This is a genomic window from Bacteroides difficilis, assembly GCF_048319815.1.
In the GTDB taxonomy this organism is placed as follows: domain Bacteria; phylum Bacteroidota; class Bacteroidia; order Bacteroidales; family Bacteroidaceae; genus Bacteroides; species Bacteroides zhangwenhongii.
This window is the reverse complement of the sequence record NZ_CP182814.1, coordinates 3,093,332-3,118,199: the sequence shown is the minus strand read 5'-3', so window position 1 is coordinate 3,118,199 and position 24,868 is coordinate 3,093,332. Positions and strand designations below refer to the sequence as shown.

At 46.1% G+C, this 24,868-nt stretch carries 24 protein-coding genes and 1 pseudogene; 5 read left to right on the top strand and 20 right to left on the bottom strand.

Annotation, left to right across the window (positions count from 1 at the left end; all coding sequences use genetic code 11):
- Positions 1-46: 46 nt before the first annotated feature.
- The 14 genes from ACNOGP_RS11675 to ACNOGP_RS11610 form a co-directional block, all read right to left on the bottom strand.
- Positions 47-229: a hypothetical protein gene (locus ACNOGP_RS11675; RefSeq protein WP_004319968.1), complete on the bottom strand. Its 183-nt coding sequence runs from the start codon at positions 227-229 to the stop codon at positions 47-49.
- Complete coding sequence (locus tag ACNOGP_RS11670) at positions 226-1,782, bottom strand: glucosaminidase domain-containing protein (protein ID WP_004319971.1); 1,557 nt, start codon at positions 1,780-1,782, stop codon at positions 226-228. The genes ACNOGP_RS11675 and ACNOGP_RS11670 overlap by 4 nt, the downstream gene beginning before the upstream one ends.
- A 4-nt stretch (positions 1,783-1,786) precedes the next feature.
- The gene (locus ACNOGP_RS11665; RefSeq protein WP_060451225.1) at positions 1,787-4,249 is read right to left on the bottom strand and encodes a zincin-like metallopeptidase domain-containing protein; all 2,463 of its coding nucleotides are present in this window, start codon (positions 4,247-4,249) and stop codon (positions 1,787-1,789) included.
- An 82-nt stretch (positions 4,250-4,331) separates the two neighbouring features.
- Positions 4,332-6,134, bottom strand: coding sequence for a hypothetical protein (locus tag ACNOGP_RS11660; RefSeq protein ID WP_060451224.1), 1,803 nt, complete (start codon positions 6,132-6,134; stop codon positions 4,332-4,334).
- Positions 6,135-6,142: 8 nt separating this feature from the next.
- Positions 6,143-6,379: a hypothetical protein gene (locus tag ACNOGP_RS11655; protein WP_174522444.1), complete on the bottom strand. Its 237-nt coding sequence runs from the start codon at positions 6,377-6,379 to the stop codon at positions 6,143-6,145.
- Positions 6,380-6,447: 68 nt separating this feature from the next.
- On the bottom strand, positions 6,448-7,269 hold the full coding sequence (locus ACNOGP_RS11650; RefSeq protein WP_060451222.1) for a M23 family metallopeptidase: 822 nt from the start codon (positions 7,267-7,269) through the stop codon (positions 6,448-6,450).
- 15 nt (positions 7,270-7,284) lie between these two features.
- On the bottom strand, positions 7,285-7,947 hold the full coding sequence (locus tag ACNOGP_RS11645) for a hypothetical protein (protein ID WP_004319979.1): 663 nt from the start codon (positions 7,945-7,947) through the stop codon (positions 7,285-7,287).
- A 17-nt stretch (positions 7,948-7,964) separates the two neighbouring features.
- Positions 7,965-8,648, bottom strand: a complete 684-nt coding sequence (locus ACNOGP_RS11640) for a hypothetical protein (RefSeq protein WP_060451221.1) — start codon at positions 8,646-8,648, stop codon at positions 7,965-7,967.
- A 54-nt stretch (positions 8,649-8,702) separates the two neighbouring features.
- Positions 8,703-9,401 (bottom strand): hypothetical protein, encoded by a 699-nt coding sequence (locus ACNOGP_RS11635; RefSeq protein ID WP_004319983.1) that lies wholly within the window; start codon positions 9,399-9,401, stop codon positions 8,703-8,705.
- On the bottom strand, positions 9,382-9,867 hold the full coding sequence (locus ACNOGP_RS11630) for a PH domain-containing protein (protein ID WP_004319985.1): 486 nt from the start codon (positions 9,865-9,867) through the stop codon (positions 9,382-9,384). Before ACNOGP_RS11630 ends, ACNOGP_RS11635 begins: the two co-directional genes overlap by 20 nt.
- Entirely contained in the window at positions 9,864-11,021 is a 1,158-nt protein-coding gene (locus ACNOGP_RS11625) for a toprim domain-containing protein (RefSeq protein ID WP_060451220.1), read from the bottom strand. Before ACNOGP_RS11625 ends, ACNOGP_RS11630 begins: the two co-directional genes overlap by 4 nt.
- A gap of 80 nt (positions 11,022-11,101) precedes the next feature.
- Entirely contained in the window at positions 11,102-12,772 is a 1,671-nt protein-coding gene (locus ACNOGP_RS11620) for a hypothetical protein (protein WP_374690139.1), read from the bottom strand.
- A 23-nt stretch (positions 12,773-12,795) separates the two neighbouring features.
- A complete protein-coding gene (locus tag ACNOGP_RS11615; RefSeq protein ID WP_004319991.1) occupies positions 12,796-13,020 on the bottom strand; it encodes a hypothetical protein in 225 nt (74 codons plus the stop codon).
- A gap of 23 nt (positions 13,021-13,043) precedes the next feature.
- Positions 13,044-13,805: a DUF4099 domain-containing protein gene (locus ACNOGP_RS11610; RefSeq protein WP_004319993.1), complete on the bottom strand. Its 762-nt coding sequence runs from the start codon at positions 13,803-13,805 to the stop codon at positions 13,044-13,046.
- 220 nt (positions 13,806-14,025) lie between these two features.
- Between ACNOGP_RS11610 and ACNOGP_RS11605 the strand changes: the two genes are divergently transcribed.
- The gene (locus ACNOGP_RS11605) at positions 14,026-14,691 is read left to right on the top strand and encodes a M23 family metallopeptidase (protein ID WP_004319995.1); all 666 of its coding nucleotides are present in this window, start codon (positions 14,026-14,028) and stop codon (positions 14,689-14,691) included.
- Here ACNOGP_RS11605 and ACNOGP_RS11600 read toward each other — a convergent pair.
- Complete coding sequence (locus ACNOGP_RS11600) at positions 14,688-15,872, bottom strand: WG repeat-containing protein (protein WP_004319997.1); 1,185 nt, start codon at positions 15,870-15,872, stop codon at positions 14,688-14,690. The genes ACNOGP_RS11605 and ACNOGP_RS11600 overlap by 4 nt on opposite strands.
- A gap of 17 nt (positions 15,873-15,889) precedes the next feature.
- Positions 15,890-16,120, bottom strand: coding sequence for a hypothetical protein (locus ACNOGP_RS11595; RefSeq protein WP_149923934.1), 231 nt, complete (start codon positions 16,118-16,120; stop codon positions 15,890-15,892).
- A 211-nt stretch (positions 16,121-16,331) separates the two neighbouring features.
- Between ACNOGP_RS11595 and ACNOGP_RS11590 the strand changes: the two are divergent.
- Positions 16,332-16,684 (top strand): annotated as a pseudogene (locus ACNOGP_RS11590) (type II toxin-antitoxin system RelE/ParE family toxin).
- Complete coding sequence (locus ACNOGP_RS11585; protein ID WP_004320000.1) at positions 16,650-16,952, top strand: helix-turn-helix domain-containing protein; 303 nt, start codon at positions 16,650-16,652, stop codon at positions 16,950-16,952. The pseudogene ACNOGP_RS11590 and the gene ACNOGP_RS11585 overlap by 35 nt, the downstream one beginning before the upstream one ends.
- Positions 16,953-17,413: 461 nt before the next feature.
- Here the strand turns inward: ACNOGP_RS11585 and ACNOGP_RS11580 are convergent, their stop codons facing one another.
- On the bottom strand, positions 17,414-18,715 hold the full coding sequence (locus ACNOGP_RS11580) for an ATP-binding protein (RefSeq protein ID WP_004320002.1): 1,302 nt from the start codon (positions 18,713-18,715) through the stop codon (positions 17,414-17,416).
- Positions 18,716-19,347: 632 nt separating this feature from the next.
- Here ACNOGP_RS11580 and ACNOGP_RS11575 point away from each other — a divergent pair.
- Together ACNOGP_RS11575 and ACNOGP_RS11570 are read left to right on the top strand one after the other, a co-directional pair.
- Entirely contained in the window at positions 19,348-20,520 is a 1,173-nt protein-coding gene (locus ACNOGP_RS11575; RefSeq protein WP_060451217.1) for an IS4 family transposase, read from the top strand.
- Positions 20,521-20,811: 291 nt separating this feature from the next.
- A complete protein-coding gene (locus ACNOGP_RS11570) occupies positions 20,812-21,798 on the top strand; it encodes a DUF3871 family protein (protein ID WP_060451216.1) in 987 nt (328 codons plus the stop codon).
- Between the two features lie 406 nt (positions 21,799-22,204).
- Here the strand turns inward: ACNOGP_RS11570 and tnpC are convergent, their stop codons facing one another.
- From tnpC to ACNOGP_RS11555, 3 genes are all read right to left on the bottom strand, one after another.
- Positions 22,205-24,055, bottom strand: coding sequence for an IS66 family transposase (gene tnpC, locus ACNOGP_RS11565; protein WP_225472751.1), 1,851 nt, complete (start codon positions 24,053-24,055; stop codon positions 22,205-22,207).
- An 87-nt stretch (positions 24,056-24,142) separates the two neighbouring features.
- Positions 24,143-24,487 (bottom strand): IS66 family insertion sequence element accessory protein TnpB, encoded by a 345-nt coding sequence (gene tnpB, locus ACNOGP_RS11560; protein WP_060451215.1) that lies wholly within the window; start codon positions 24,485-24,487, stop codon positions 24,143-24,145.
- A 1-nt stretch (position 24,488) separates the two neighbouring features.
- A complete protein-coding gene (locus ACNOGP_RS11555; protein WP_174522443.1) occupies positions 24,489-24,857 on the bottom strand; it encodes a hypothetical protein in 369 nt (122 codons plus the stop codon).
- Positions 24,858-24,868 lie beyond the last annotated feature (11 nt).

Below are 24,868 nucleotides of genomic sequence, written 5' to 3'. Positions count from 1 at the left end.
CTCCATTGTCCAAGTGAAATGTCTTCGCAATGTCAATAATCTCTTTTCAATCATCATATACTGGCGCACGTATCAGTTCATAGACCATCCACGCTGCTATGATAAGTTGGAAGCCGAGATGGATGATGGCCACGGTCTGACCGAAAAGCCATTGGGTAAGCATGAAGTGTCCTGTCACTGCCAGCATACCCATCAACACTGTACACAGATGACTTGCTATCCTTTTCATTTCCTTTGCAGATTTTGTTGTTGACTCTCAGCCTCCATCCCTTGCTCGAAATTCTGCGAAGCCTGTTGTGTCGCCACGATGCCTGTCACCATTCCAGCAATCTTCGTCCGTTTGCTTTCTTCCGACAGATTGGCATTGCCCAAAATGAGCGATAGGCGGTTCATCTCCGAGGAAGTTAGTTCACGGTCAATTTTCACCGTACCGCTCTCTGCATGAAGCACAGCCTTGCCGTTCTCACCCACAGCGATGGTGCATTGCCTCATGCCTGGTACAAGCGAGGTCAAATCTACAAGCTGGTTGGCTGCCATGGCAGAGATGAGTCCCTTTTGTCGTTCCTCATCCTTGCTGTCAATCTGCGCTGCCAACATCATCAGCGACATGAAGGTGGTCATCGCCATGTCAAGTATAGGGTCATTCGTTCCCGAAATGCCCACACCGCTGTCCTCTGAGGAAAGCAGTTTCTTCATCCAGTCCTCTGGTGACACATTCTGCTCCTGCGGCACGTCACTTTTGTATTTCGCCAACAGGTCATCGCCGTTATGCAGTGCCTGTAGCTTGATGTTGCCCTTCTGTCCGATTTCTGCCAGATAAGCAGATGGATCCATATCCCTTTTTGAGCCGTCAGCCGATACGCTCTTCACTCCGAAATGCAGATGCTCGCCAATGGTTCGTGTGCCGGTATTTCCCGACACCCCCAACTTCTGTCCGGCATTGACCGTGTCGCCTACCTTTACTGCTATGTCGGAAAGATGCAGGTAGGAGCATTGCACCTTGCTGCCATCCTCACGGCTGTATTCCACGGTGACGGATTTCCCTCCTGACGTGTTCGCATTATGGTTCACCGCCACCACCTTTCCGCCGTTCTCCGTAGCCAGCACCGCCTCATGGTTCGTCTTGATGTCAATGCCCTTGTGCATCTGCTGCTTGGTGGCATCCATAGGGTCTTGGCGATTGCCGAAAGGCGAGGTGATGAAGAGAAATTCCTCTCGCTCCACAGGATAGGAATACCCGGCAGACTGCGGTACATGGGCAGCAGGTTCTTCTCTGCGAGGATTATTCTCCACCCCGAACGACCTACCTTCTGCCCGCATCTCAGCCATCACCTCACGGTCATACTTGTCCAGTCCGTTGGCTTCAATGATGCGTTGCAGACTCGCTGCATAACCGCCGCCAGTGGCATAGCCAGCCTTCTCAATGCCCTTCGTCCATCCCTTGTAGTCGTCAGGTGAAAGCGTGAAGCACTGCGCATATCGCTTGTTCTGCTTCAGGAACTGCGAGTGATGCTCATAGCTGTCACCCACACTTTTGTACTTACAGAATTTCTCGTTGGGCCTATCATCCGTATAGACTCCATACTCACCGCCATTCTTCAGCCACGAATCCGTAGCCTTGATGCCGAAGTGATTGTTGCATTCGCGAGACAGTTGGCTCTGTCCGTTGCTGCTCTCCAAAATGGCTTGCGCCAAGATGACAGAGGCAGGAATCCCATACCTCCGCATCTGTTCTTTGGCTTCCTCCGCATATTGTGCGGCATACGCTGCATTCTTTCCCATACGCCTATCTCCTTAGACTGGTGTGTTGTTCTGTTTCCTGGTTCTCCTGTGCCATCGGCCTTCCAGCCTCTTTTCCAGGTGACACCATCTCCGTTATTCCACGCTTCGACGATGTTGTCTGCTTCGGCACCTCCAGCTGGTCACAGATGGCTACCCGTTCTCCCGCACGAATGAGCTTCGGCAAATAGGTGTCGAGAGCATGATATGGGAATCCTGCCATTGCCAACGGCTTTCCTTCATCATCCTTGCGCCCGTTGCTCTTCGTCAGCGTGATGCCCAATATCTTGGATGCCTTCACCGCATCATCCTTGTAGGTCTCGTAGAAGTCGCCGCAACGGAACAATAGAATGGCATTAGGATGTTTCTTCTTCAAGTCAAGATATTGCTGGACAAGTGGAGAAATAGCCCCCTTGGCTGCCTTGGCTTCTTCCTTCTCCTCTTTCTTTTCTTCTCTTTGCTCTGATGCCTGTTCTTTCTGGTCTGAAGGCTTATCTTCCTGCTGTGCCATTTCCTTCTGTTCATCATGCTTCTCTACAGTAGCCGTCTCTGCTTGCTTCACCTCTGTCGCTTCTTCCTGCTTCTCCTGTGTACTTTGCTCGACGTTGTTGTCTTTCTGCAATACATCGGCAAACAGCGAGGCGGCAAGGCTCTGCTTGTATGAATCCCTGTCAGGAGCCACCCACAATCGTTGCCATTGGGACGGACTGACACTTCTCGGCTGCAATTTCTTGCCGTCGATAGTGGCTGCACACAGACATTCGCCCGACTTGGCACGAAACACCGCTACACGCTGGATTCGGTTCAGATCAACCTCCTGCTCATTGCCACCAAAGATGTCAACCTTCAGGTCGGGTTTCGCCTCTGCCATGGCATAATACTTCTGTGCCAATTCTTCACGCACACGCTCGATGTTGTCCATCGACTGCTTCAAGGTGGTGAAGAAATGATTGAGGTCTCCTTTGTCGGGATAGACGGCGAAGCCTTCCTTGCCTTCGGGCTTGATGTACAATGCCCACCGCTCCTTGTCGTCCTTCACCAACTGCACATTGTCGAAACCGATGTCACGGCTATGGATCACGGCTTCAGAAGCATCCAACGAGGATAGGTCTTCGATAGACCAGTTGCGCAACCTCGATACCGTGATTTTCTTGTCGGCAAAATAACTGTCATCGGGACGGAAACCCAAGGCACCATCGGGATTATAGAAACGCACGTTGTCATAACCCTCTTTCTGCAAGGCATTGGTGAAGCGTTGCTTGTTCATGCCCTTAATTTCGTTGTTCACCTCCAACGACGCACCCTGTGGCAGCACCACATCTGCGGTCTTACTGGCATCATCACGCACGATAACCACGGTACGCTGCTCCTCATTGGGATGCTGCTTGATTTCGTCAGCCACAAAGTAGTGGCTGGGCAACTGCCCCTGTATCTGCGCTGTCTCTCGCTGATGCTGGTCGGTTGCATACTCCACCTTTTCACCCAGTTCCGCTTTTTTCAATACCTTCAGCGCACCGTTTACCTCACTCTCGATGGCATCAATCAGGCAAGGGTCTTCCTTCAGTTCCCTCGTCCAGTAGTTCACCATGCCCAGGCTGTCCTTAGACAGACGAGCAGGCAGTCCCAATTCGAGCATCTTCACACCCGAAGCAAGTTCCGTGATGAGCTTCTCCTTCTTCACGGCATCCTCCGACGGGGCTTTGCCGTTCTTCATGACCATGCCTTCACGTGCCAACCGCTGCTGATGACCGGTGGCAGACACCAACTGACGCATCATTTCCTGTACATAGTCGTTGTAATGCTCAAAGTCACGCTGCCGTGGCAGGTAGATAACATCCTTCTCTGTGTCATAATGCGCCACACCTGTGCCGTCCTGACGGACATTCACGAGGTTGTCCTTCATCTTCTGAAGGAATCCGTTGACGCGCCCATGCAGCTGCTTGTCCTCCTTATCGCCGTACCCTCTGTCTTCCATCGTGCCGTCTTTCTTCAAGGCCGTAGTGTAAGCAGTTTCGTTAGCCATTGGCAGGAGGGTCTGGTCGATATTGAAGAGCACACGTATCTCACGGTTCTTCACTCCCTTGTATTGTTGCTTGTCCTGGTCCGACAGTTCTGCGTATGCCTCCTTGGTAATGACATCATCGGGATTGTTGCGGTTGACATACTTGTTCCAATTGTAATACAGGAAGGGCACGCCTTTCTCATGTTCCCTCACGCTCTCACCCCGTGCCTTGGCTTCGGAGAACTGCGTAAACAGGTTGCTCTTGCAGCCCTTGGCATCGGAGTCGAGGGCAAGGACAAGGGCATTGAACGGACTGACCGAAAAGCCCTTGGGATAGAGCTTCGGATAGAGTTTACCGCTTGCGTTCAACCAATGTCCCTTGGCATCTACCGCACTCGTCAGTGCCTCAGTCAGCAGCGACACCTGTTTCTCTGCCGCCCGCTTCTCAAAATCTGATTTCTCTTTCATGCTTTTATCTTTTTGTTTATCTCAATCACATTCTATAATTGGCTTACCAAGCCACAGTTCCCGACAATTTTGTTGTCGGGCTTCACTGAATCCCCCTCGGTCGCACTACGCTCTCCCGTGCCTGCTCTTCGTACTGCACTGCTGCCATATTTCGCATTTGGTCGTTCTTGGCGAGTATGGCGTTAGCCAATGTATTCAGTGGCAATGCCCCCGACTGATACGCCCCAATCACGCTGTCTGGCAGTTGGATGGTACATGGCACATTATCGATGTTGGCAACAAGACATCGCCCTTGCAGCATCGGGTTGCTGATGCGAGGATTGAGTGGCTCATCAGGATATTGTCGGTACTGCACACGTGGCGCACCAGAACCCACCACAGTTGGTGCAATGCCTTCCTGCTGTTTTCTGCCCAGCACCTCATGTCCCGACTTGTTGAGCAGATTGGCACCTCCCATACCCATCAACAACATCTTCAGTATGGGATTTTTTACGAACATTCCAGCCACAATGGAGGCCAAAGGAAGAAGGCTATTGTCCATATTCAGCGATTTCGTCTTGCCCGTGAACAGTCCCACCAGTACATCGGGCAGCATTGCCAACACATAGCCAAGGTTTTTGCCAATGTCAGAAAAGCCGTTCAGCCCGAAGCTCTGTAAAAGTCCGTCCCATCCGCTTTCATTGGTCTGCAAGGCGGCTTGCTCTGGCGGTTCTACAGATGCTGTTGCCTCTTCAGTCGATGAATCAGGAGTTTCCTGCGGTTCTGCTTTCTTCTCCTTCTCAGCCTCTGCATCAAGTCTCGCCTTAACCTCCAGATACTCGTCTTCCTGTCCGGGTGCGACTATCAAGGGCACATCCTTGTACTTGTCTGTACGTTTGGCTGCTTCGTTTCTCTGAGGGTCAAGGAACGTACCTTTATTCCATGGGAATGAGGTATGTTCAGTTTGTTTCGTCCAATCCATAAATGTGATATTGCTCGTGGGAATCTTGTTCTTGAAATGGCTGTTGGTAGCCTTGATATAGCTGTTCTCGTGATTCTTGATGACCTTTGCCTGCTTGCGGAATGAGGCGAAGACGTTGGTGTCCGTACCGAAAACTCCTTTGCTGATACACTCCTCGACACTGACCTCATGGCTGCTGCCTTTTTTGCCAAGGCGTTCCATGCCGACATTCATCACCATATCGATACCGACAAACTTGGCGAAGGTCGCCCATGAGTCGATACCTCCCATGGCCACGGCATCGGCACTCGCTCCGGCAGCCCATCCCGCCGCCTTCTCTGTCCGAGAGGGCTTATAGGCTGCCTCTCCTCTGGCTTCTATCTCTGCGGCAAGCGGTGACTTGTTCAATTCGTAGGGCAGACCGAACAGACTGCTCTGTGCCGCCTTGCGGATGATATAGTCGGCAGAGGATTTGGGCATACGGTCTTTCACCAGTTTTTCTATCATCAGCTGCTCCATGCAGTGTTCGATATAGGCGTATGCCAAATCACAACCGAGTTGTTTAGAGAGTGCATCGTACCGTTCTCGTCCTATCTCCGTCACCACTGCCTTGCGCCATTCCTCAGCCATCACGGCAAGGTCACGCTGCATGTCCTTGTTGCCGACAATAGCCTCCTTGCACATCGCCAGATAGTCTTCTGTGGTCTTGCTGTTCCACTCGCCTGTAATCCTCAGAGTGGCGTATGGGTCATCACCGGGCATATTGGCAGTGGCCAATGAGCGTAGGATGCCAGCCGTACTGTTGGAGTAGGCCCGCATCTCGTCTGCCTGTCTGTTGGACAAGTCCCGCTGCACCCTGCCCATCACGGGGGCAAGGTGACACCCGAAGTAGTCGCCCATCAGACGCTCTATCTCTGCGAATCGCTGACTGTTCTTTACTGCCATATACCTTTTTATATATTATACTGCTGTAATATCTGTTCCTTTGTCTGCTCGATGGCATTGTGATATATCTCCATCTGCTTAGGATAGTGTTCCTCCAACCATGCGTCCTTGTCCACTTGGCGGTGGATGAACTGCACAGCCATACGTTCCTCTATCTCCACGGAAGGTTCTCCCTCTTCCTTGCCATTGAACCATGCCTTTGTCCACCATCTCACGCCAGCCCGGTCGGGATAGACGCTCACCATCCTCGGTATGTCGAAGCTCTGGATATCCACGTCCAAATCGGCAAGAGAATCAATGATGCCGTCATGCGTCAGGGCTTGCTCTTGGAGTTTTTTTTTAATACCTCGTCCATCGTGGAGAGATACACCTGATGTCGCATGGCAAGATAGTTGAGAAAGTCGGCAATGAGCAGGTTCTGCACCTTAGCCGCCAAAGGCATACAGCGGTTGCCGATGCCCAAGGGATTAGCCATGCTCGGTATGGTCTCGTAGAAGTAATGCTTGCTCGCTCCCAACGAGAAGATGTTTCTTAATGACTGCTCCGTATGTTCAGGCAGACTATATGCTCCCTGCTGCAGGTCCTCGAAATAGGAGGGGAGGAAGCGGAGCATCAATGTTTCTATCTCCTGATGGTCGGTGTCGTAGGGTGAAGGTATGTTCATGTCCAGTTCATTGATGCCCATTTTGGAATTGTTCTCCAATGCCTTGATGTTGCCGTAGAGCATGGTGAGGAATTCCAACGGATTGATTTCCTCTCCGTCAAACCTCACCTCCATGTGCAGCATGTCGCCACTGATGGCAATGGTCTGACCGGCCTTGACGTTTTGGGAGAAGTTGGCGAAGACATTGGAGAGGTGTCTGTAAGTCACTTCGTATTTGCCGTAGCGGATGGTCTGGTAGATGCCATGCTCCGCGTCCGACCCGATGGCTGACACGGTTCCTGTGGCCACCGCCGATAGCAGGTAGTGGTTCACCGAGAAGTCTATGCCGTGATGGAAGAATGTTTCTCCCGTCACGGGGTGCTTCTGCTCTCCGTAACCCAAGGACATCTGCACGTCCTGCTTTGTTGGCTCCTCAAACGGCATACAGTAGCCGCTCGATGAGCGTAGTATCATTTCTTCTGTATATCTCATATCGCTGTATATTGGTTATCGTTTCATCCCTCTGTTCTGAGTCTCTGCCTCTTCCATGTTCTGCCCATGCGAAGACGTGCCGCCTCCGTTAGGCAGAGCTTGTGCCACCTTAGAGTTGTTCCCGATAATCATCGCTCCAAGCAGGGCACCCGCAATCTTGCTCATCCAACCAAAGCGTCCGAATACCATGAATGCGGCAGCCACTAGTCCGACGATGCTCATACCTGACACGTTACCCTTGCCGATATTGCCAAAGAGATTGCCTATCATGTCGCATCCTCCGCCACCAAACATATTCCGGAAGAAGTCACTGATACCGCTAAACTGGATGTCCATCTTTCCGGCTACAGTGTTCACCGCATCAACGGCTTCACCAGCCTTGCCCGTCAGACGTTGCACATCGTTGGCAGTTTGCGCCACCGCTTCCGTGGCATTCTCGCCGATGACAGCATCACCTACTATGCGTGCCACGCTCTTGTCTGTGGTCAGCTTCTCCCATGTCACATAGCCTGCGGCACTACCCACTGCGGCTGTCTGCATAGCCTTGCCAGCTCCCATAAGGGTGCGTTGCGGGTGGAGTGCTGCGCTGCCTAAGGTCTTTCCAGTTACTCCGATGACATGGCCGGTACCTCGTGCAGCCTTGCCACCATATTTCAATAATGAACTCCAAAATCCCATATCTTATCGTTTTTTAATCACGGTTTTACGTTCTTGCCCACCTGCTTCCACCGCCTCTTGGCAGCCGCCGCTATCTCGGCTTTGTTCGCTTTGGCGGGTCTTGCCCCTTCATCTATCTCCATCCAGACATCGCCCATGGTGGTGTATTTCACCGCCCTCGTCAGTCGTTTCAACTGCTTGTTCATCTTCTTCAACTTGGGACGGATGCCGAAGACTATCTCCACACGCTCCTTTTCGGTCATCTTGTTGCCCGACAGGCATACTGTGCGGATGTCATTCACAATCTCGATGCTGTTCATAATCAGCTCGCGGTATATCTTGTTGCGCTTGGCAGACAGGGCTACGGCAAGTCCATTAGCTGGATGGGCATCTAATTGAGCCACCAATCCTCCCATGTTGTCCACCAACTGACCTATCTCATGATAGAAACCATATATCTGTGCGGCATAGCTGACGATGGAACGAAAGGAATCCAAATAGTTGTTGAACTCCCGCTGCAGGTCGGTAGTGGCTTCCACTTCCTCCTTGGTCCAGATATGGCCGGTGGATTGCAACAGCATCACCTTCTCCTGGTTCTTCAGTTCTTTCTCTGCCTTATTGGTATACATTAGAATCATCCCCGCAAGAGTCGGGTCGTTCTGCGCCCGCACTCCTGCAAAGGATGACAACATTAATATGGAATAAACAACTATAACTCTCATATCTTATTTTCTTTATGATTAGCCACCGTTCCCGACAATTCCGTTGTCGGTCTGTCACTCTCCACTCACTCTCGCCGCCCGTCTCCACCGTCCCAAAGCCTGAGCTGCTATCTCCCCATTGCTGCGGTCTATCATCCCTGCCGTCACGCTGTTCCAAACGTCAGTCAACGTATAATAGCGGATGGAGAGGTAGAGCCGATGCAGTTTCTTGCTGAAGGCACTCAGCTTGTCGTTCAGTGCCCACAGCGTCTTGCTCCTTTCCGCACCAGTCAGCATGTTCTCTTTGCCTCCCTTGGCGACTGCATCTTTCAGCAGTGTGAAGACGGACACCAATTCCGTGGCGGTCTCCATATACAAGTTGTTCATCGAGAGGGTGGCGACGATGCCTTGCGGATTGTTGCTGATGGCCTTGTGCATCTTACACAAGGTGATGAATATCTTCACACCATCGTCGTACAGATAGGTACAGGCTTTGAGGGAAGAGGCATAACCGCTGGCGGTTTTCAGATAACTGTTGTACTTCTTCTCCCATTCGTGTATCTTTGTGAACTCTGCGGCGATGGTGTTCTGCAACAGGGCTGTCTTGGTCTGACCCTTGATTTCCTTCTCTATCTCACCGTTGATGGCTTCGTTGCCCTCTGCCAGTGCCATCCATTCCAAAGGGTTGGCTGTCACAATCTGTGCATGGGCTGACGGCACGCTCAGTACCAATGCCACGACAATGAGCCAAATCTTATCTATTCGTAATCTCATACACGCCCTTTCTTCGTTTGTTCGTTTCTACTCTTGTTCGTATCACACTCACCACGTCATAGCTGTTCTTGATGCCGGTCATTTCCAACTTTGGAGTCGTCCTGTCCATCGACAACACGGTCACGCTTTTCAGTCCGCACAACTGCTGCATCAAGGTCTGATGCTCCGCAAAGTCCACCACTCGGTACAGCTCCATATAATTCACGCTCCGCTGAAACACTCCGTGCTCACAGATGAGTTGCTCGCTCCCTATATGGTAGCGGATGCTCCTCAGATAGATGAATCGGTAGAGTAAACAGAGGGAGAACAAGAGAGTGATGACAAGCAACAGGGTGCTATACGCACAACCGGGCAATCCTCCGAATAGGAGCATTGCCACGCACAACAGCAACAGAGGCAGCTCGTTGATGAAAAACTGCCCGATGCTGGGGCGCAAGGTGATGATGCTATTATCTTCTTGTCTCATACGCTTCTATGATATGTGTTCTTTTCTTCTTTTTCCCTTTGTTTTTCTGCCTTGCCTGCTGCGATGAACTCGGCATAGTCAAAGGTGTCTGGCTCGCCTTTTGCAATCAGTTCCGCAGACTTCTTGTTGAGTAGCGCATCGTTCCAATCCTTGTAGCAACCCAACGGATGATAAGCTTGCACGTGCTCATGACGGAAGCCCATCTCTGTTGCAACCTTCCTGAAGTTTGCCACAAACTGCCGTCCGGCATCATCCTTGTCAAAACCCAAATAGTGCCTTGCGTTGGGAGTGACGGACAGTAGTCCTCGCATCTGCCCTTCAGTAGGAGTACCGCCCGTAGATACATACACCATCTTCACAGGATTTATCTGATACTCTGACATGGCATCGTATGCACTCTCAAACCATACAATCTCGTTGGCTTTCTCCAACGGCTTCCCCGTCAGGTTGGCAATCCACAGTCCTTCACTGCTGTTGCTTCCTTCTGCCTTGCCCTTATAGCCGCCACTGCCGTCCATCTTCGGTCGTCCTCGCTCCTCAAAGCCCACGGTCTTGTCGGGTGCCATGGGCAGTACAAGCGGAAAGGCAAGGTTGGCAAAGGTAAGTCCATCCGTCCGATGCTTGGTAGCCAGACAGAAATGCCGATGAAAGGCGTACTGGGTATAGAGGTCAATGCCACGGAACTTGAAATAGGGATAAAACTTCTTCTGTGTTTCCCTGTCCTGCGGATTGAACTTGTGGATGTCGTAGTCATTCAGGTTGAATGGCTTGCTGTCCTTTCTCGGTTCTACGATTTTCGATGGTCTGTCCTCGATGGGTTGGTTGAGCAGTCGGTTGCAGACAAGGTTGACAAGGCGGTCAGGAGACATTCCAGCCTTGTTCTCTGAAAACATTTCAGGATGCTCCTTGATGAAAGAAATGACGTTATACACCTTCTGCTGCGGCGGTTGGAAGCAGCACTTTCCGTTCTGCGTGACGATGAACTTGTCGCCACGTACCCGTCTGCCCTCGCTGTCAGTACGCACATACGACGGATAACGCAAGCCATCCCTCTTGTTCAGATGATAACCTGCGTCCACCAGCACTTCCTGTATGCTCAACCTGTCCAGAAAGTCATCGTATGTCAGCTCGTTCGCTTTCCCTTTTTCAGCCATATCGTCTTGCTGTTTTGTTGTCCTTTGTTGTCAATGTTGTCGTATATAGAGCCACCGTTCCCGAAAGTTTTGCTTTCGGGCTAATATCCTCGTCTAATCTCCGTAGCAACATGATTGGCTTCTGCCTCAAAGTACCTTGCCGCAATCTCCTGTGGTGAATCCACACCAGGTTTGAAGTAAGGACGTGGACCACCATGATGCTCGGCATACAACTCCGGGGCAGGATGGTGGTGATGGTGGTTCATGTCATGAGCAACCTCAGCCGTAACGACCGCTCCTGCCGTCAGTGCTGCCAGTATCTTCGTACCCAGTCCGGCATTGGCTTCGGGACGTGTCTTCATATCCACCTCATTGAATACCTTGGAGAACAGTTTCATGCGATGGTAGTCATCCACTGCCAAGAACTTATCGTAGTCCTTCTGCTTGATTTCGTGCGTGATAGCTTCACCATTGATGATGGCGGTCATGCGATACTTGGCTTCGCCTTTCTTTTCTCCCTCTGCTGGAGGTACTTTCTCCACCATAATATCGCCGACTTCCACCTCACGTCCGTGCGCTCCCTCACGATACCAACCCTTGTTCTCATTAATCAAGGCAAGGTCTTCACCTCTCACCATGGCATCACCTTGCAACACGTCCCGTCTGACAGTATCTTCCTCTTCCAAAGGAAGCAAACGTTCCTCGTCTTGTTGCTGTCTCTGCTGCAACTCCTGTTCAAGTTCGGGATGCAGATGCAGGTCGATGCGCTCCCTGCTGTTCAGTGTGTCCATCAGGATTCTGTCAGCAAAGTCGTCCTTGATGATGCCATTCAACAACTCCAAGCGTTGAACGACGGGCACTTCCTTGATGGAGTTGGAGGTGAGCTTCTTCACTTCCTCATCCGTCAGGTCATACACCATGTCGGCATTGACGCTGTTCGATTGGATGGTCAACGTCTTCGCACTTTCATCAATGATGATGCCATGCGATGCCAAACACTCCTGCCACTTCTCATTGGTGAAATAGACAGGCGAGGTAATCAGTTCTTTATAGGGCTTGGCAGGTTCTGTGCTTCTTGGTCTGTTGACGGAAGGCGTTATGATTCCTTCCAAATCTTTCAGCACATCCTGTTGCTGAGGGCTATAACTCTGTTGCAGCCCCTTATAGTAGAACCCGTAACCGCCGCTCTGCAACTCCCCAGGCTTCATTCTGCCGTCCCAACGTTCAGGCACAATCGGGGATTCGGGGAAGAACAATCGTCCTCCAACTCTGCGAAGATGGAATCCATCCTGACTGCGTGGTGTCCAACCTAAAAAGGGTGGTGGCATTCCGATGCGCCCCATTCGTCCATACTCGCCGATACCAACACGATAACCGTGCAGTCCCATGGCCACACGACCGTTGGCATTGCGTGCATGGACGAAGTTCTTGGGCATATAGAAGTCGTTGCCCACAATGCCCGTAAAGGTATTGTAGGCTAACTTGTTGGCATGATTCGTTCCCCAGTCGGTCAGAGCCAACATCTGCTTCTCTGTGATGTTATAGGTGAGCAGCGGACTGTCGTGGCCTTGCACCACAAGCTGATAGCCGCTGCCATTGCTCACCACATGCGCCTGCATACCATTGCGCATGAGCAGGTCACGCATCTCTGGCTGCAGGTCCATCTGTTGACTTTGTCTTCCTCTGTCACGACTCGGGATAGCCCAAGAAAATCTTGGTCTCTCCTCTCGCTGCTCCATCGGTTGGGGATTCGTATTCTTTCTTATCGCCATACTTATTCTTCACTCTTCATTTATCAAGCTTCTCCGTTCTCTATTGCCTTCTCCAACTCCTCATCCTTGTGATGGACAAACTGCTCCGCACTCTCTTCACAAATGCAGAGTCCGTTTTTCAGACAATAGCTTTCGTATTCTTCCTGCCATTCAGCAGAATGATGGTTGATAAACTCCAACCATCCGTACTCGCCGCTTTGCATCTTCTCGACGAGCACATCCTCTGGATAATATTTATTTGATGCCATATACTTATTATATTATGTGTAGATTACTTGTGCATGGAAAAAGAGGCGCGGTTGCGCTCTCCATTCTTCTTCTGCTCATTCCAAAGCTCCTCGGTGTATTCCTCTTCAGGCACATAGTCGAGATTGCCGTCATCGTCCATAACCCAACAGCCATAGCACCCGAAGGTGTATTTGTCCCACTCTCTCTTGGTGTTCTCCTTCCACTTCTGACTGTCACCTTGGTTAATCCTTATGCCGGTCTTGTCATTCAGGTCAATGCCCACCGTCACCTGTTCGTCCTCCATGATGAGCGTGAGTGGCTCACCCTTCTGCATCACGGTCAGCTCTGCCGAACTCAGTTTCAGTTCATCCTTCAGCACTTCCAAGTTGCGCCCGATGACAGGCGTTGGCACGGACATCACCTGATTGGTTTCCGTGTCAATCTGCACAAAAGCCTTGCTGCTTCTGCCTTCCGCATCCTTCACGTCAGCAAGGATAGCCTTTCCAGCCAGCAAGTCCTCCTGCTGTTCCTGAGTGAATGACTCTAACGGCGACTTCTCCAACTGCGGATAGAACACGACATCCACCTTGCCGTCCTCCATACGGACCAACGCAAATCGGGTGCGGCTCTTCAATGTCTCGCCCTCCTCATTAGTCACCTGAATGGGTAGCAGTGGCGAACGTCGTCCCTGACCAATATCTTCCAATGCCCACAAGGGCAGGTCTTCAATCTTTTCCTGTGTGAGACCAAAACGAGCCAGTGTCTGATAAGGCACCTCGCTCTCTTCAAATCGTACTTGCTTCATACTTTAACTTTGAATTTGAAATTAAACTCGTGCAAAGTTATACACCTATTCAGAGACAAGCAGAATTACATAAGATAATGCGTGCTATTTTTGACGATTATTATTATTTGAGTTTGATTTCTGCTCAAAAATCAAACTCGATTGCTATATTATGTTACAATCTTCTTGTCTTCCCTTTGTTCATTATGCCAGTCCAATAATTGCTTGTTAACTTTGCACCATGAAACGATTTCTACTCATCACAATAGCAGCAATATTCTGTTCATCAGCAACAGTATTCGCTCAGTTCAATACCGTCACGCAGACTAAGGCACACCGCAAGGCAGTGCCAAAAACGACGCAGTCCACAACACCTGAACAACAGCCCCCGTTCTCGCCGTGTCAGCGGCGAGACTCTCTTGCTTTTGCCCAAATACAAACCCAAACGGAGCAGACCGACCGCCTCCCGGCGCTTGTCAGTCCACTCCGTCACATATCTGTCACCAGCCCTTTCGGCTATCGCAGAGACCCATTCACAAAAAGAAAAGCACTACATAACGGGCTTGATTTGAAGGCAAATTATGAACCCGCATACGCCATGATGCAGGGCGAGGTCATCAAGGTAGGCAGGGACAAACGTTCAGGTCTGTATGTCACCCTCCGTCACGGCGACTTCACCATCAGCTATTGCCACCTCTCCCAAAGTCTCGTCACCAAAGGCACCCACGTCTATCCCGGCACCGTCATCGCCATGACAGGAAACAGTGGACGTAGCACTGGACCACATCTTCATTTGACACTAAAAAAGGATGGCAAGAACATCAATCCTGCCATCCTGCTCAATCTTATAAAGCAAACATCTATGAGCAATATGTTTGCCGAGAACACTGCCAATCCTGAAAACTAACTAATCCTTTCACCTTTTCCATTCAGTATCACACCATCTTCGTCATTGTCCTTGCAAAGGTACATGTCATAACCTATTGCCTGGATGCTACAGTATGACGGAGGTGTGATGACCTTGCCATCTGCTGTCATTAGTCCATACCATCCGCTTTCTGCCTCATAACGCCGGCATTTTGCCATCTTCTCCACTGGCAACGGTTCAATGTTTTCCGTCTCACTGGTGAGTGTACCTTCCTCATTGTAATTCTTAGAGGTAGAGTAGCGCAACTCATCAGACTCATAGGTCATATAACTTACGTCATTGATGTAGAAATCATTGATAATCTCACCACTATGGTCGTAACGTTGAATGATGTGGTTGCTGAGAGTAACACTGATATATTCGCTGCTTACCCAAATTTGACCTTTCGTGAACGGAATAACCGTGTTCAGCGTACTGTCCAATACGCTTTTGCCCTCTCCGTTATCGACAACCCAGAAGTTCCCGGAAGATTCGATGGAGAAATATTCTGGCTGCAACACCCACTTGCCCTGCTTGTCCAACAGCCCGAAACGATCACGACGTTCATTGTGGACAATGCAGCGGTTTTTGTGGAATACATAGCCTTCTGCTCCGGGGATATAAGGAATCTGTGGGTCTATCACCACCTTGCCCGATGCGTCGATGAACTTGATCCAGCCTCCATCATCCACCGATGCCAGTCCATCGGAGAAAATCCACGCATGGCTGTACTTCGGCTCAATGACAGGCTTGCCTGTGAACATATTGAAATAGCCGCGTTTCTTGCCGTCACTGTAGCATATCAGTGAGTCCATACCCAGTGGCTTGGCTATCCACCTGATTCCAGTAATGGTCTTCTTGCCGTCAGCAGTCTTTAGGAAACCGTCTTCATCGTAGTAGGTGTAATAGGTGACATTGCGGGAGATGTACTGCGTATCGTAATACGAGCCATCAAAATGCTTGTTTACCTCCAACCGATAGCAAGCAGTACGACAAAAATCCCAACCTGCGGCTATGGCCAGCAACAGCATCAGGAACGCAAAGCAGCTGCCCACTGTTCGACGGAGAATCTTGCCATACTTGGAGTCATCCCTCATGCCCAATATCACCGTAAACCAGTTGGCAATGCCAACGAGGAGGGCGGTCAACCCATGCCAGAACAGAATGAAAGCCCTTTTCATTGATGTTATCTTCGTTCTCATTTTCCTTCCTCCTCATCAAAAGCTTCGTCTGCCATACTGGTATATAGGTTGTGCCGCTCCTCTGCCGACATAGGTGCTGCGCATCCGTCTGCCTCCTGCATCTTCATGCACGAGAGGCGAGAGAAGAAGTTCATGCGCGTGCTGGTGTCCTTGCCCATCGAGGCACGTGTGCCCTCATGGCTATAGGCAAAGTTTCGCGAGTTGCGGATAGACAGTTTCATTGCCACCTCTACGGAATCCTGGTGGCACCACAATCGAAATCATAAGTCGCTGAAAATCAGCGACTTTTCTTTTTTATAATAACTCTTACTCCCCCTTTTTCTCCCCCACCTATACTTTATACTAGTTTAACCTCCACAACGTTAATATACTCAAAGGACAATACTATTATTTCTACAAATTGTTGCATAGTTGAGCAACATTGATTATTTTTGCAACATGGAAACTGAAAGAAAAATAAGAACATACGGAGGATACTTTGAGAAATTCATGGAGACTCTGAATGAAAAGGAGCAAGAAAAAGTACAATATGGATTGCTTCTACTCAAAACACAAGAAAGATTATCCACTAAATTTGTAAAAAGTATCAGAGACGGTATCTTTGAGCTACGCACTGAATATGGAGGGAACATTTATAGGGTATTTTTATTTTTGATGAAGGAAATATAGTAATACTATTTAATGGATTCCAAAAGAAAACTCAAAAGACTCCAAATAGTGAAATAGAAAAAGCCATAAAAATAAAGGAGGCATATTATGCAGACAAACAATCATCAACTAGTAGATTATGACGCAGTACTTGATGCCAAGTTCGGGGCTAAAGGTACGGCAAGCAGACTTGAAGCTGAGGAAAAAGCCTATGCATTCTATACCGGACAGATTATAGAGGATGCAAGAAAGAAAGCAAAAATAAGTCAAGCTGAACTGGCAAGAAGAATAGGATCCAATCGTTCTTACATCTCAAGGGTAGAAAGTGGACAAACAGAACCTAAAGTTTCCACCTTCTACAGAATAATGAATGCATTGGGATGTAAAATAGAATTGTCAATGTCCTTGTAAAATTTACAATCACTACTATAAACATTTATCCTGTCATAAAACAATGGCAGGATTTTTTTATTCCTCTCCCATTCCCCTCAAACCCTTATATATGAAATAAACAATAACAATAGAAAAATCAAACTATAAATCAAAAACAAAAATACGATACCTGGTCCTATTTATGTTTCAGAGGATGGCATGAATATGGATTGGAAGGATAGATGACAGGAAGTAAGTATAAAGCTACAGTCTTTATATCGAAACCTGATTTGTCTATCGAAGAGCCAAGTTAAAGCGAAGAGTTTCAGACAAGGTTCTTCATTATATATGTGAGGATAATATCTATATGCAAAAAGATTTGTATTAGAAGCCATTTCTAAAACTAACCGAATGATGATTAGTTTTAGAAGTTGTTTCATATTATCCTTATGACAATAGCAGAGTACTGAGAAATCAGTATTCTGCTATTTTTTTATTGCTTACAAGGCAGACATCCATTTCCACGCAGGAATAACATCAATCTTTTTATTTTCTATGTAAATAACATCCTCATAGTCGATGGTTATGATTTTCATATTATCACACCCGGTAGCGGACGATGCTTCAATAATACCTCGTATCTCCCTTTCTTTTGTTTCAGCATCGCTCATATCCCATGTCACCTGAATAAGCTCCACCACAGACTCCTCCCGTTGTATTACGAAATCGCATTCACTGTTGCCTTGATAATACGAAATCTTATCTGATGGCATACGATTTCTATACAGATGCATAAATACGCTGTTCTCTAGATTCTTTCCATTGTCATTGCTCTGTGGCATAATGACAGCACTGCGTAAACCATTGTCTATACAATAATACTTGTCGAGTGATTTCTGTTCTTTGCTGAGCGAACGTTCATATTTGGGAATTCTGATGAACAGAAAAATGTCACACGCATAATCGGCCCAAAGATAAAGGTCGTCTTTTGTAACTTTAAGACCTTGCGACTTTATATCCTTATATATGGCATTTATAGATGTAGGTTTGGTCAGGTTGGACATTATCCTCTTAACGAAATATCTTACCATACCGATATTCGAAATCTTGTAGTGCTCTACCATATCCTTAAGAATCATTGTATCGAAATATCCGTGCAACAACTTTATCTGTTCGGAACGAGTATGTGTAAGAACTATTTCTGGGAAGGAACTTACGCCGTTATATTCCAAGAAAGCATTCCGTAGTCTGGCTATGTCCTGCTCAAGATAACTATCAGTTCTAACACCGATAAACCGACAATATTCATTGAATGATAAAGGAAAAGTTTCGTATTCCAAAGGGTATCCTCTCAATGCGGAACTTAATTCTTTGGATAGCATCGTAGCATTACTTCCGCATACATAAATATTCTTGCAGTAAGATTTGTAAAGGCGCAGCACAAAGTATTCCCAGTCTTTTATTAACTGAATCTCATCCAAAAAGATATGTACATCTTTGAATGCCACGTCAGGATACATCTCCATATAGGCTACAACCACCTCATCAAGTTGTGATGCGTCCATGCTCTTTAATCGTTCATCGTCGAAACCTAACCATAAAATGTTCTTAGAAGGTACTCCGCCTGCAACAAGTTCGTTGATAGCTATCTCCATCATGGTAGATTTTCCACATCGTCGCACACCTGGTACTGTTATAATCTTTTTACGTGCTAAAGGCAGCTTAGTGTCTCTATCTATAACATCGAACGGTATTTCACTCTGTTTTATAGCAATCAGAGATTTTATAATATCCTTTCTCATAGTCTTTCCTTTTTTAAAGGACAAATATAGCAAATTCTTTCCTTTTTTCAAGGAAAGGAATAAAAATATCTATTATCCAAGTATTTCAGGTCTGATATGGTGCTGAGTATCATAAACTTGAATCTTACAAAAGCTTGCCTCTGAAATTTTAGGGGTATCTCAACATTCATTACTAATGTTAAAATCCAAACTTCCTGATTTGTAACTATTGTCATATATCATATGAAGTTGTAACGCTCGACCGATAAAACATTGTAGATTATCAGCATATCATTGACTGATAGAACTCACTTGCGCGAGCTGTTCAATAAGACTAATTTGGTTCTTAATCAAATTCCGTGCTAGTAAAGCTCATTGAAAGGCCGATGGATAAAGGGATATCGGCATATTAGAAATAACAAATAAATTATCCAAACTATATGCATCTTAAAGTACTCCAGAATAGCCATGAATAAGGTAATTGAACATAAATAAGTAGCACGGAATTTGATTAAGAACCACTAATTTTCATTATTGTCCACTAAAAATCGCAAATAGTTCTTTGAAATAATTGAATTACAGTTTATTAGAAGAGATTTTCTTGCGCAACGATTTGAAATCATAACTTTGCAGCCTTTTATGTTAGGCTGTATATGAATAAAGACAAATACGTTTTCGCCCAAATGGTTGAGTTTTTAGACAACTACAAGTTTCTCCGTATCGTAAAGAAGTATGATGGCAACAAGTATGTTAAGCATTTTACTTGCTGGAATCAACTTCTTACTTTGATGTTCGGACAATTGTGCAATCGTGAAAGTCTTCGTGATCTGATTGTTGCACTGAATGCACATCAAGAGAAATGCTACCATCTTGGAGTTGGGAAACATGTCACCCGAAGCAACCTTGCAAAAGCAAATGAGAACCGGGACTACCGTATCTTTGAGGACTTCGCATTCCACATGATAAGCGAAGCCAGAAAGAAAAGAGTAAATGACATATTCAAACTAAACGGAAATGTATATGCCTTCGATTCTACCACAATTGACTTGTGTCTGAAATTGTTCCCTTGGGCTAACTTTAGTACATATAAGGGAGGTATCAAAATCCACACTTTATATGATGTCGAAACTCAAGTTCCTGCCTTTATCCATATAACCGAAGCAAAGATAAACGATGTCAGGGCTATGGACGTAATAACTTATGAATCTGGCTCATTCTATGTTTTCGACCGTGCATATAACGATTATCATCGTCTCTACAAGATACATATGATGGATTCGTTCTTTGTTGTACGGGCTAAGACAAACATAAAGGCAAGAGTACTCAAATGGAAACGACGTTTACCCAAGAATATATTGTCAGACTGTGAGATTGAACTTACCGGTTTCTATACCCAAAAATCATATCCTGAAACGATTCGTTTGGTGAGGTTTTGGGATGAAGAAGACGAACGGGAGTTCGTTTATCTGACAAATGCAAAACATATTCCAGCCTTACAGGTTGCGGAACTTTACAAGAATCGTTGGCAAGTGGAACTGTTCTTTAAATGGCTCAAGCAGCACCTGAAAATAAAGAAATTTTGGGGTACTTCCGAGAACGCTGTAAAGATACAAGTCTACTCAGCAATCATTGCCTACTGTCTTGTGGCTATCATGCAACATGATATGAAACTTAACAGATCGACATACGAGGTTCTACAAATTCTTGGTATTTCTCTTACGGACAAGACTCCATTAAGAAATCTATTCAGCAAAACTAAATTCAATGATGTCAAAGAACAAAGCGGTCTTGATGGACCAAATTTATTTAGTAATTATAATTTTTAATTCGTCCTCTAATTTTTAGTGGACACTAGTGACTAATTTTAATAAATTACCCCGTTTTATAATCCTTAAAACCCTTATATATAGATATAAACAACTAATAATTAACGATTTAAATATAAGGAGAAATGAAAAATTAGAAACAACTAAAAAATTAAAGTAATGAACAAGGACGTAATTGTCATTGCTCTGGAGATTATTACTATAGTCACCAGGGAAATTAGAGATTGGATGTGTAAAGGGAGAAGATAGAATACCGATACACAAGTTTTTAACATTTTAAGGATAAGTAAAATGGAAACAAGACTAACAAAGTATCAGGATGTGGAAGATGCTGTTATTATCGACCAGCCTGAAGAAAAAAAAGCATTTATCCTTGGGAATACCAGGGGAATAGAATTGCAGAACTTACAGGATGATTATTTGGTACCTGTATTTAGTAGAGATAATGTCGAGACAATCAGTCATAACGACTTTATTAATACAGTATTTGATGCCGCCCAGACTTTTTATCAAGGGCAGCAGTTTTTGGAGCCTAACATAAGGGTCAGTCACGAAATGAAGCTAAGAACACGTAAAGGTTCAGGAAAGCTTGTTGAAAATCTAACAGACGAAGATTCAGGCTCATATTATCAGAGAATGATGTTTATTATAGAAATTCCAAGTATAACTTATAACATTGAAGGAAATGATCTTACATTACAGATTGTAGGTGTGAGGTCTTACAGTGAAACGAACTTGCTTGGAAATGCCAGCCAGAAACAGCTTTTTAGAGTTGGTGTAGGATTCCTAAATCAGGTATGCACTAACATGCTATTAAGTACAGACGGAGTTAAACTTGACATAAAAGTGACAAATACAGCAGATTTGTATAAATATTGTATGGAACTTTTCAGCAGATACAATTACATAAAGCATGTCGAGGAAATGAGAACTCTTAAGAACACATTTATTGACGTAACAACTTTTGCACAATTTTTAGGTAAAGCGAGGATGTACCAAGCCTTGCCTCAAAGTGTAAAGACAGATCTTCAGTTGCCGGAGCTGATATTGAATGAAGCTCAGATAAACGCAGCTGTGAGAGATTACTATTCTGATGAAAATTTCGCTTCATTCGGAAAGAACATGTCCGGATGGAATTTTTATCAATTACTCACTAATTATAAGAATAACTACATCGATACAATGATGGAAAGAACTATAAACGCTTATGATATATCTTTAGGTATTACGAAAGCAATATCGGGAGAAGATGATAAATGGGGATGGTTCATTGAATAATTATTTTTAGTAAGATACCGGAGGAGGTATAGAATATCAAAGTTTATTAGAAAACAGAATTATAAACCGAGATAATCTATGCCTCCTCTTTTTGTTTCACCATTAAATAATAACAGAAATGATAAACGTAAATATTGAACTTTTTAAGAGAACTACACCTGTGAAAAAGATTGAAATTATAGAAAATCTGACACAGACCGAATTAGGAAGAGTAACAGAAGAAACCATACTCAAAATCGTCAAGGAAACAGGACGAAGAAGAAAAGGTACAAGGGATTATGAATTTTACATTAATCCCGACAGAAGAAAAGGAAATAATTGGAATTCTGTGGTAGAAGGACTATGGCTCTACAAGGGAAAACTAAGTGTTATGGTATATGTCCAATTCGATAATACAGATACCAGTTTAATAGTACCATTTCAGTATTTCTTTAAGAAAGGTGATTTTAGAGGAACGGTAAAAAGGGATGACCACTATGGGAATCCACAAACCCACTACTATGTGTATGATGAGAAAGATAGGCAGAAGAGCCTTCTTGTCGCAGTCCTTACCATGAAGAACACATTCAAACAAGTGTTTCAGGTAATCCTGAGGATCTATATCGTTCAACTTACAGCTTTCTATCAGGGAGAAGATGAATGCCGAGTTTTCTGCGGCTGCCTCACTTCCTATATTCATACAGTTCTTGAGCAGCAGCTTTACAGGTTTCATTCTTTGCTCACAGAGATTGTTGGATATTTCCGCTGAACCGTCCTTGAGGATATTTCTCAAGGATTTCCACTGGTTTATCGTGTAGTTCGCAGCCTTTCTCATCAGTTCGTTAGCCATAATCTTCGCATCATGCATCATCATGACCACCTTATGATGGATACGTTCAAGAATAGGTCCTGTAAGTTTAAGTCTTTTTTCCTTTATCTGCTCGCCGCTGAGTTTCATTGTGCGGAACAGGTCTTCATTCCTGAATAAATCACCGATAGAATCTATTATGTCCATCGCCGTCCTGTCTGATGGCAAGGCATCAACCCACAACCTCCTGCAGTGTGTCCAGCATCCTATATGAAGCACCTTTGATTCTTCTCCGTCGAACATCCTGTAAACCGTATATCCGTCTGTAGATATAGATCCCATAAAATGCTCAAGGAAGGTCTTTGCTACATCAGAGGCTCTGCTGCCGTTATTGTAATGATAGTAAACCAACTTGACATGCTTTGCAAAGAAAGCCCATAAGTACTTTCTCCTGTAAGCCTTACCTTCCGGTGTTTCAACTCCGACAAGTTCGGTAGTCTCATCAACCATAAGGTATTTTGCCTGTTGTACAAACTCCTTGAAGACATCTTCCATAAACTCCCTAAGCCTGGAGATTCCGTTATGGATATAGCCGTTCAGCGTGGTATTGCTTATGTGGATGCCTTCTCTTGCAAGCAGTCTTATCTGTCTGTTCTCAGGCATACTGAAGTCATATTTCAGACAAAGCAGACGGGCAAGCAAATCAGGGGAAAAGATTCCTCCAAGGTTTTTCAAGGGATGCTCCATCGTGTTAGTGAAAGTGCCATCTGCAAGCTTTACCCTTGCCACCTTGTACACATGCTCCACGTTATGAGCACGTACATGTTCTATAAACCTGTATTCCCACACATCAGCCATTCCGTTACGCTTCATAAGCCTTGCACCATCCGGGAGTTGGTAATAGTCTTCTATTTCATGAACAATTACCTTATCCACCTTCAGCCTGGTCTTTGCTGCACGGGGAGCAGTTTCCTTTTTCCTTGAAGGCCTGCAGTTCTGTGCAGGTACGTTACCGGAAGAGGTATTGCTGCCGGTACCGTTACCATCGGTCTTATTATCATCATCACCTTTCTTGCCAGAACCGTCGTACTCGGACTTCTCCATTGCAGACTTATCAATGTTACGGTTGTTCAGCAGCCTTCTTTGTTCTGAGGTACGGCCGAAACGGTGTTTCCTGCCGTCCTCAAGCTGAAGCCTGAGATTGGATATCTCATTTGCCAGCATCATGTTCACCTCGTCTTTTGCCTCAAGCTGCTTTCTCATAAGTTCCATTTCCTTTCGATTATTCTCGACTGTTGTAGACAACTCATTGATTGTATCAACCATAGCCTTGGAGTTCTCTTTGTTTGATTCTTCAATAGCCTTAAGCCTCGCAATCAGTTCGTTTACTTGTTTGCGAAGCCCCGCCTTTTCCTCATTCGCCAGACCCAGCTGGCAGCAAAGTAACTCGTATGCTCTTTCATCAATCATGATATAAAGGTACGAAAAATCAGGCAGTTACGCAAATTTTTTATCGTTTATTTTTGTGTCATTTTATTGATAATCAATGTATTAATATTAATCTTTCGGACTGACGTACATCTTGTCAACTACTATGCTTTCCGTAAGATAGGCCATGTCCGACCATTGTATCCGGTAGCATCTGGAAACTTCATCAAACACAGGTTTCTTGAACTTTCCCATGACAGGACGTTTCTCGTAAAGCACATAAAAACCGCGTTCGTAATGAAGTATCTTAACGACCTTCCGGTTACGGGACATGAACATATATACATTGGATGCATCGCTCGGGTCAAGTGACATCTCTTCCCTTATACTCTCACACAGGCGGAAGATTCCTTTCCGCAAATCCACATTACCGTTGAACAGGTAATAGTTTAGGTTAGCACTCAGTCCAAGCATATCATCCTATCATTTTATTAAGCAACAGACTCAAATCAAGAACTGTGGTGTTTCTCAGAAACAGTGTTGCGCCAGATGCCAGTTGTAACTTAACCCATTTTATTGGTGGTTCGCCTTCCGGCTGTTTCACTTCCATCTTCACGGTTGGACTATTGCAGGGTTTACCGATTATCTGGACTTTTGCAACCTTGGGTTGCTCAACCTGGACCGTCTTGCCTAACTTCTCGCTCCATAGCTGATGACGTTGCCAGTTCATGAACTTGTCGTAGTTTACTCCATAATCCGCACAGAACTCGCGAAGATCCTTGGTCTCGCTGCATAACCGGTAGAGGTCATATACCTCCTGATAGTTTACTTTTTCTTTCGCCATAATCATTGATG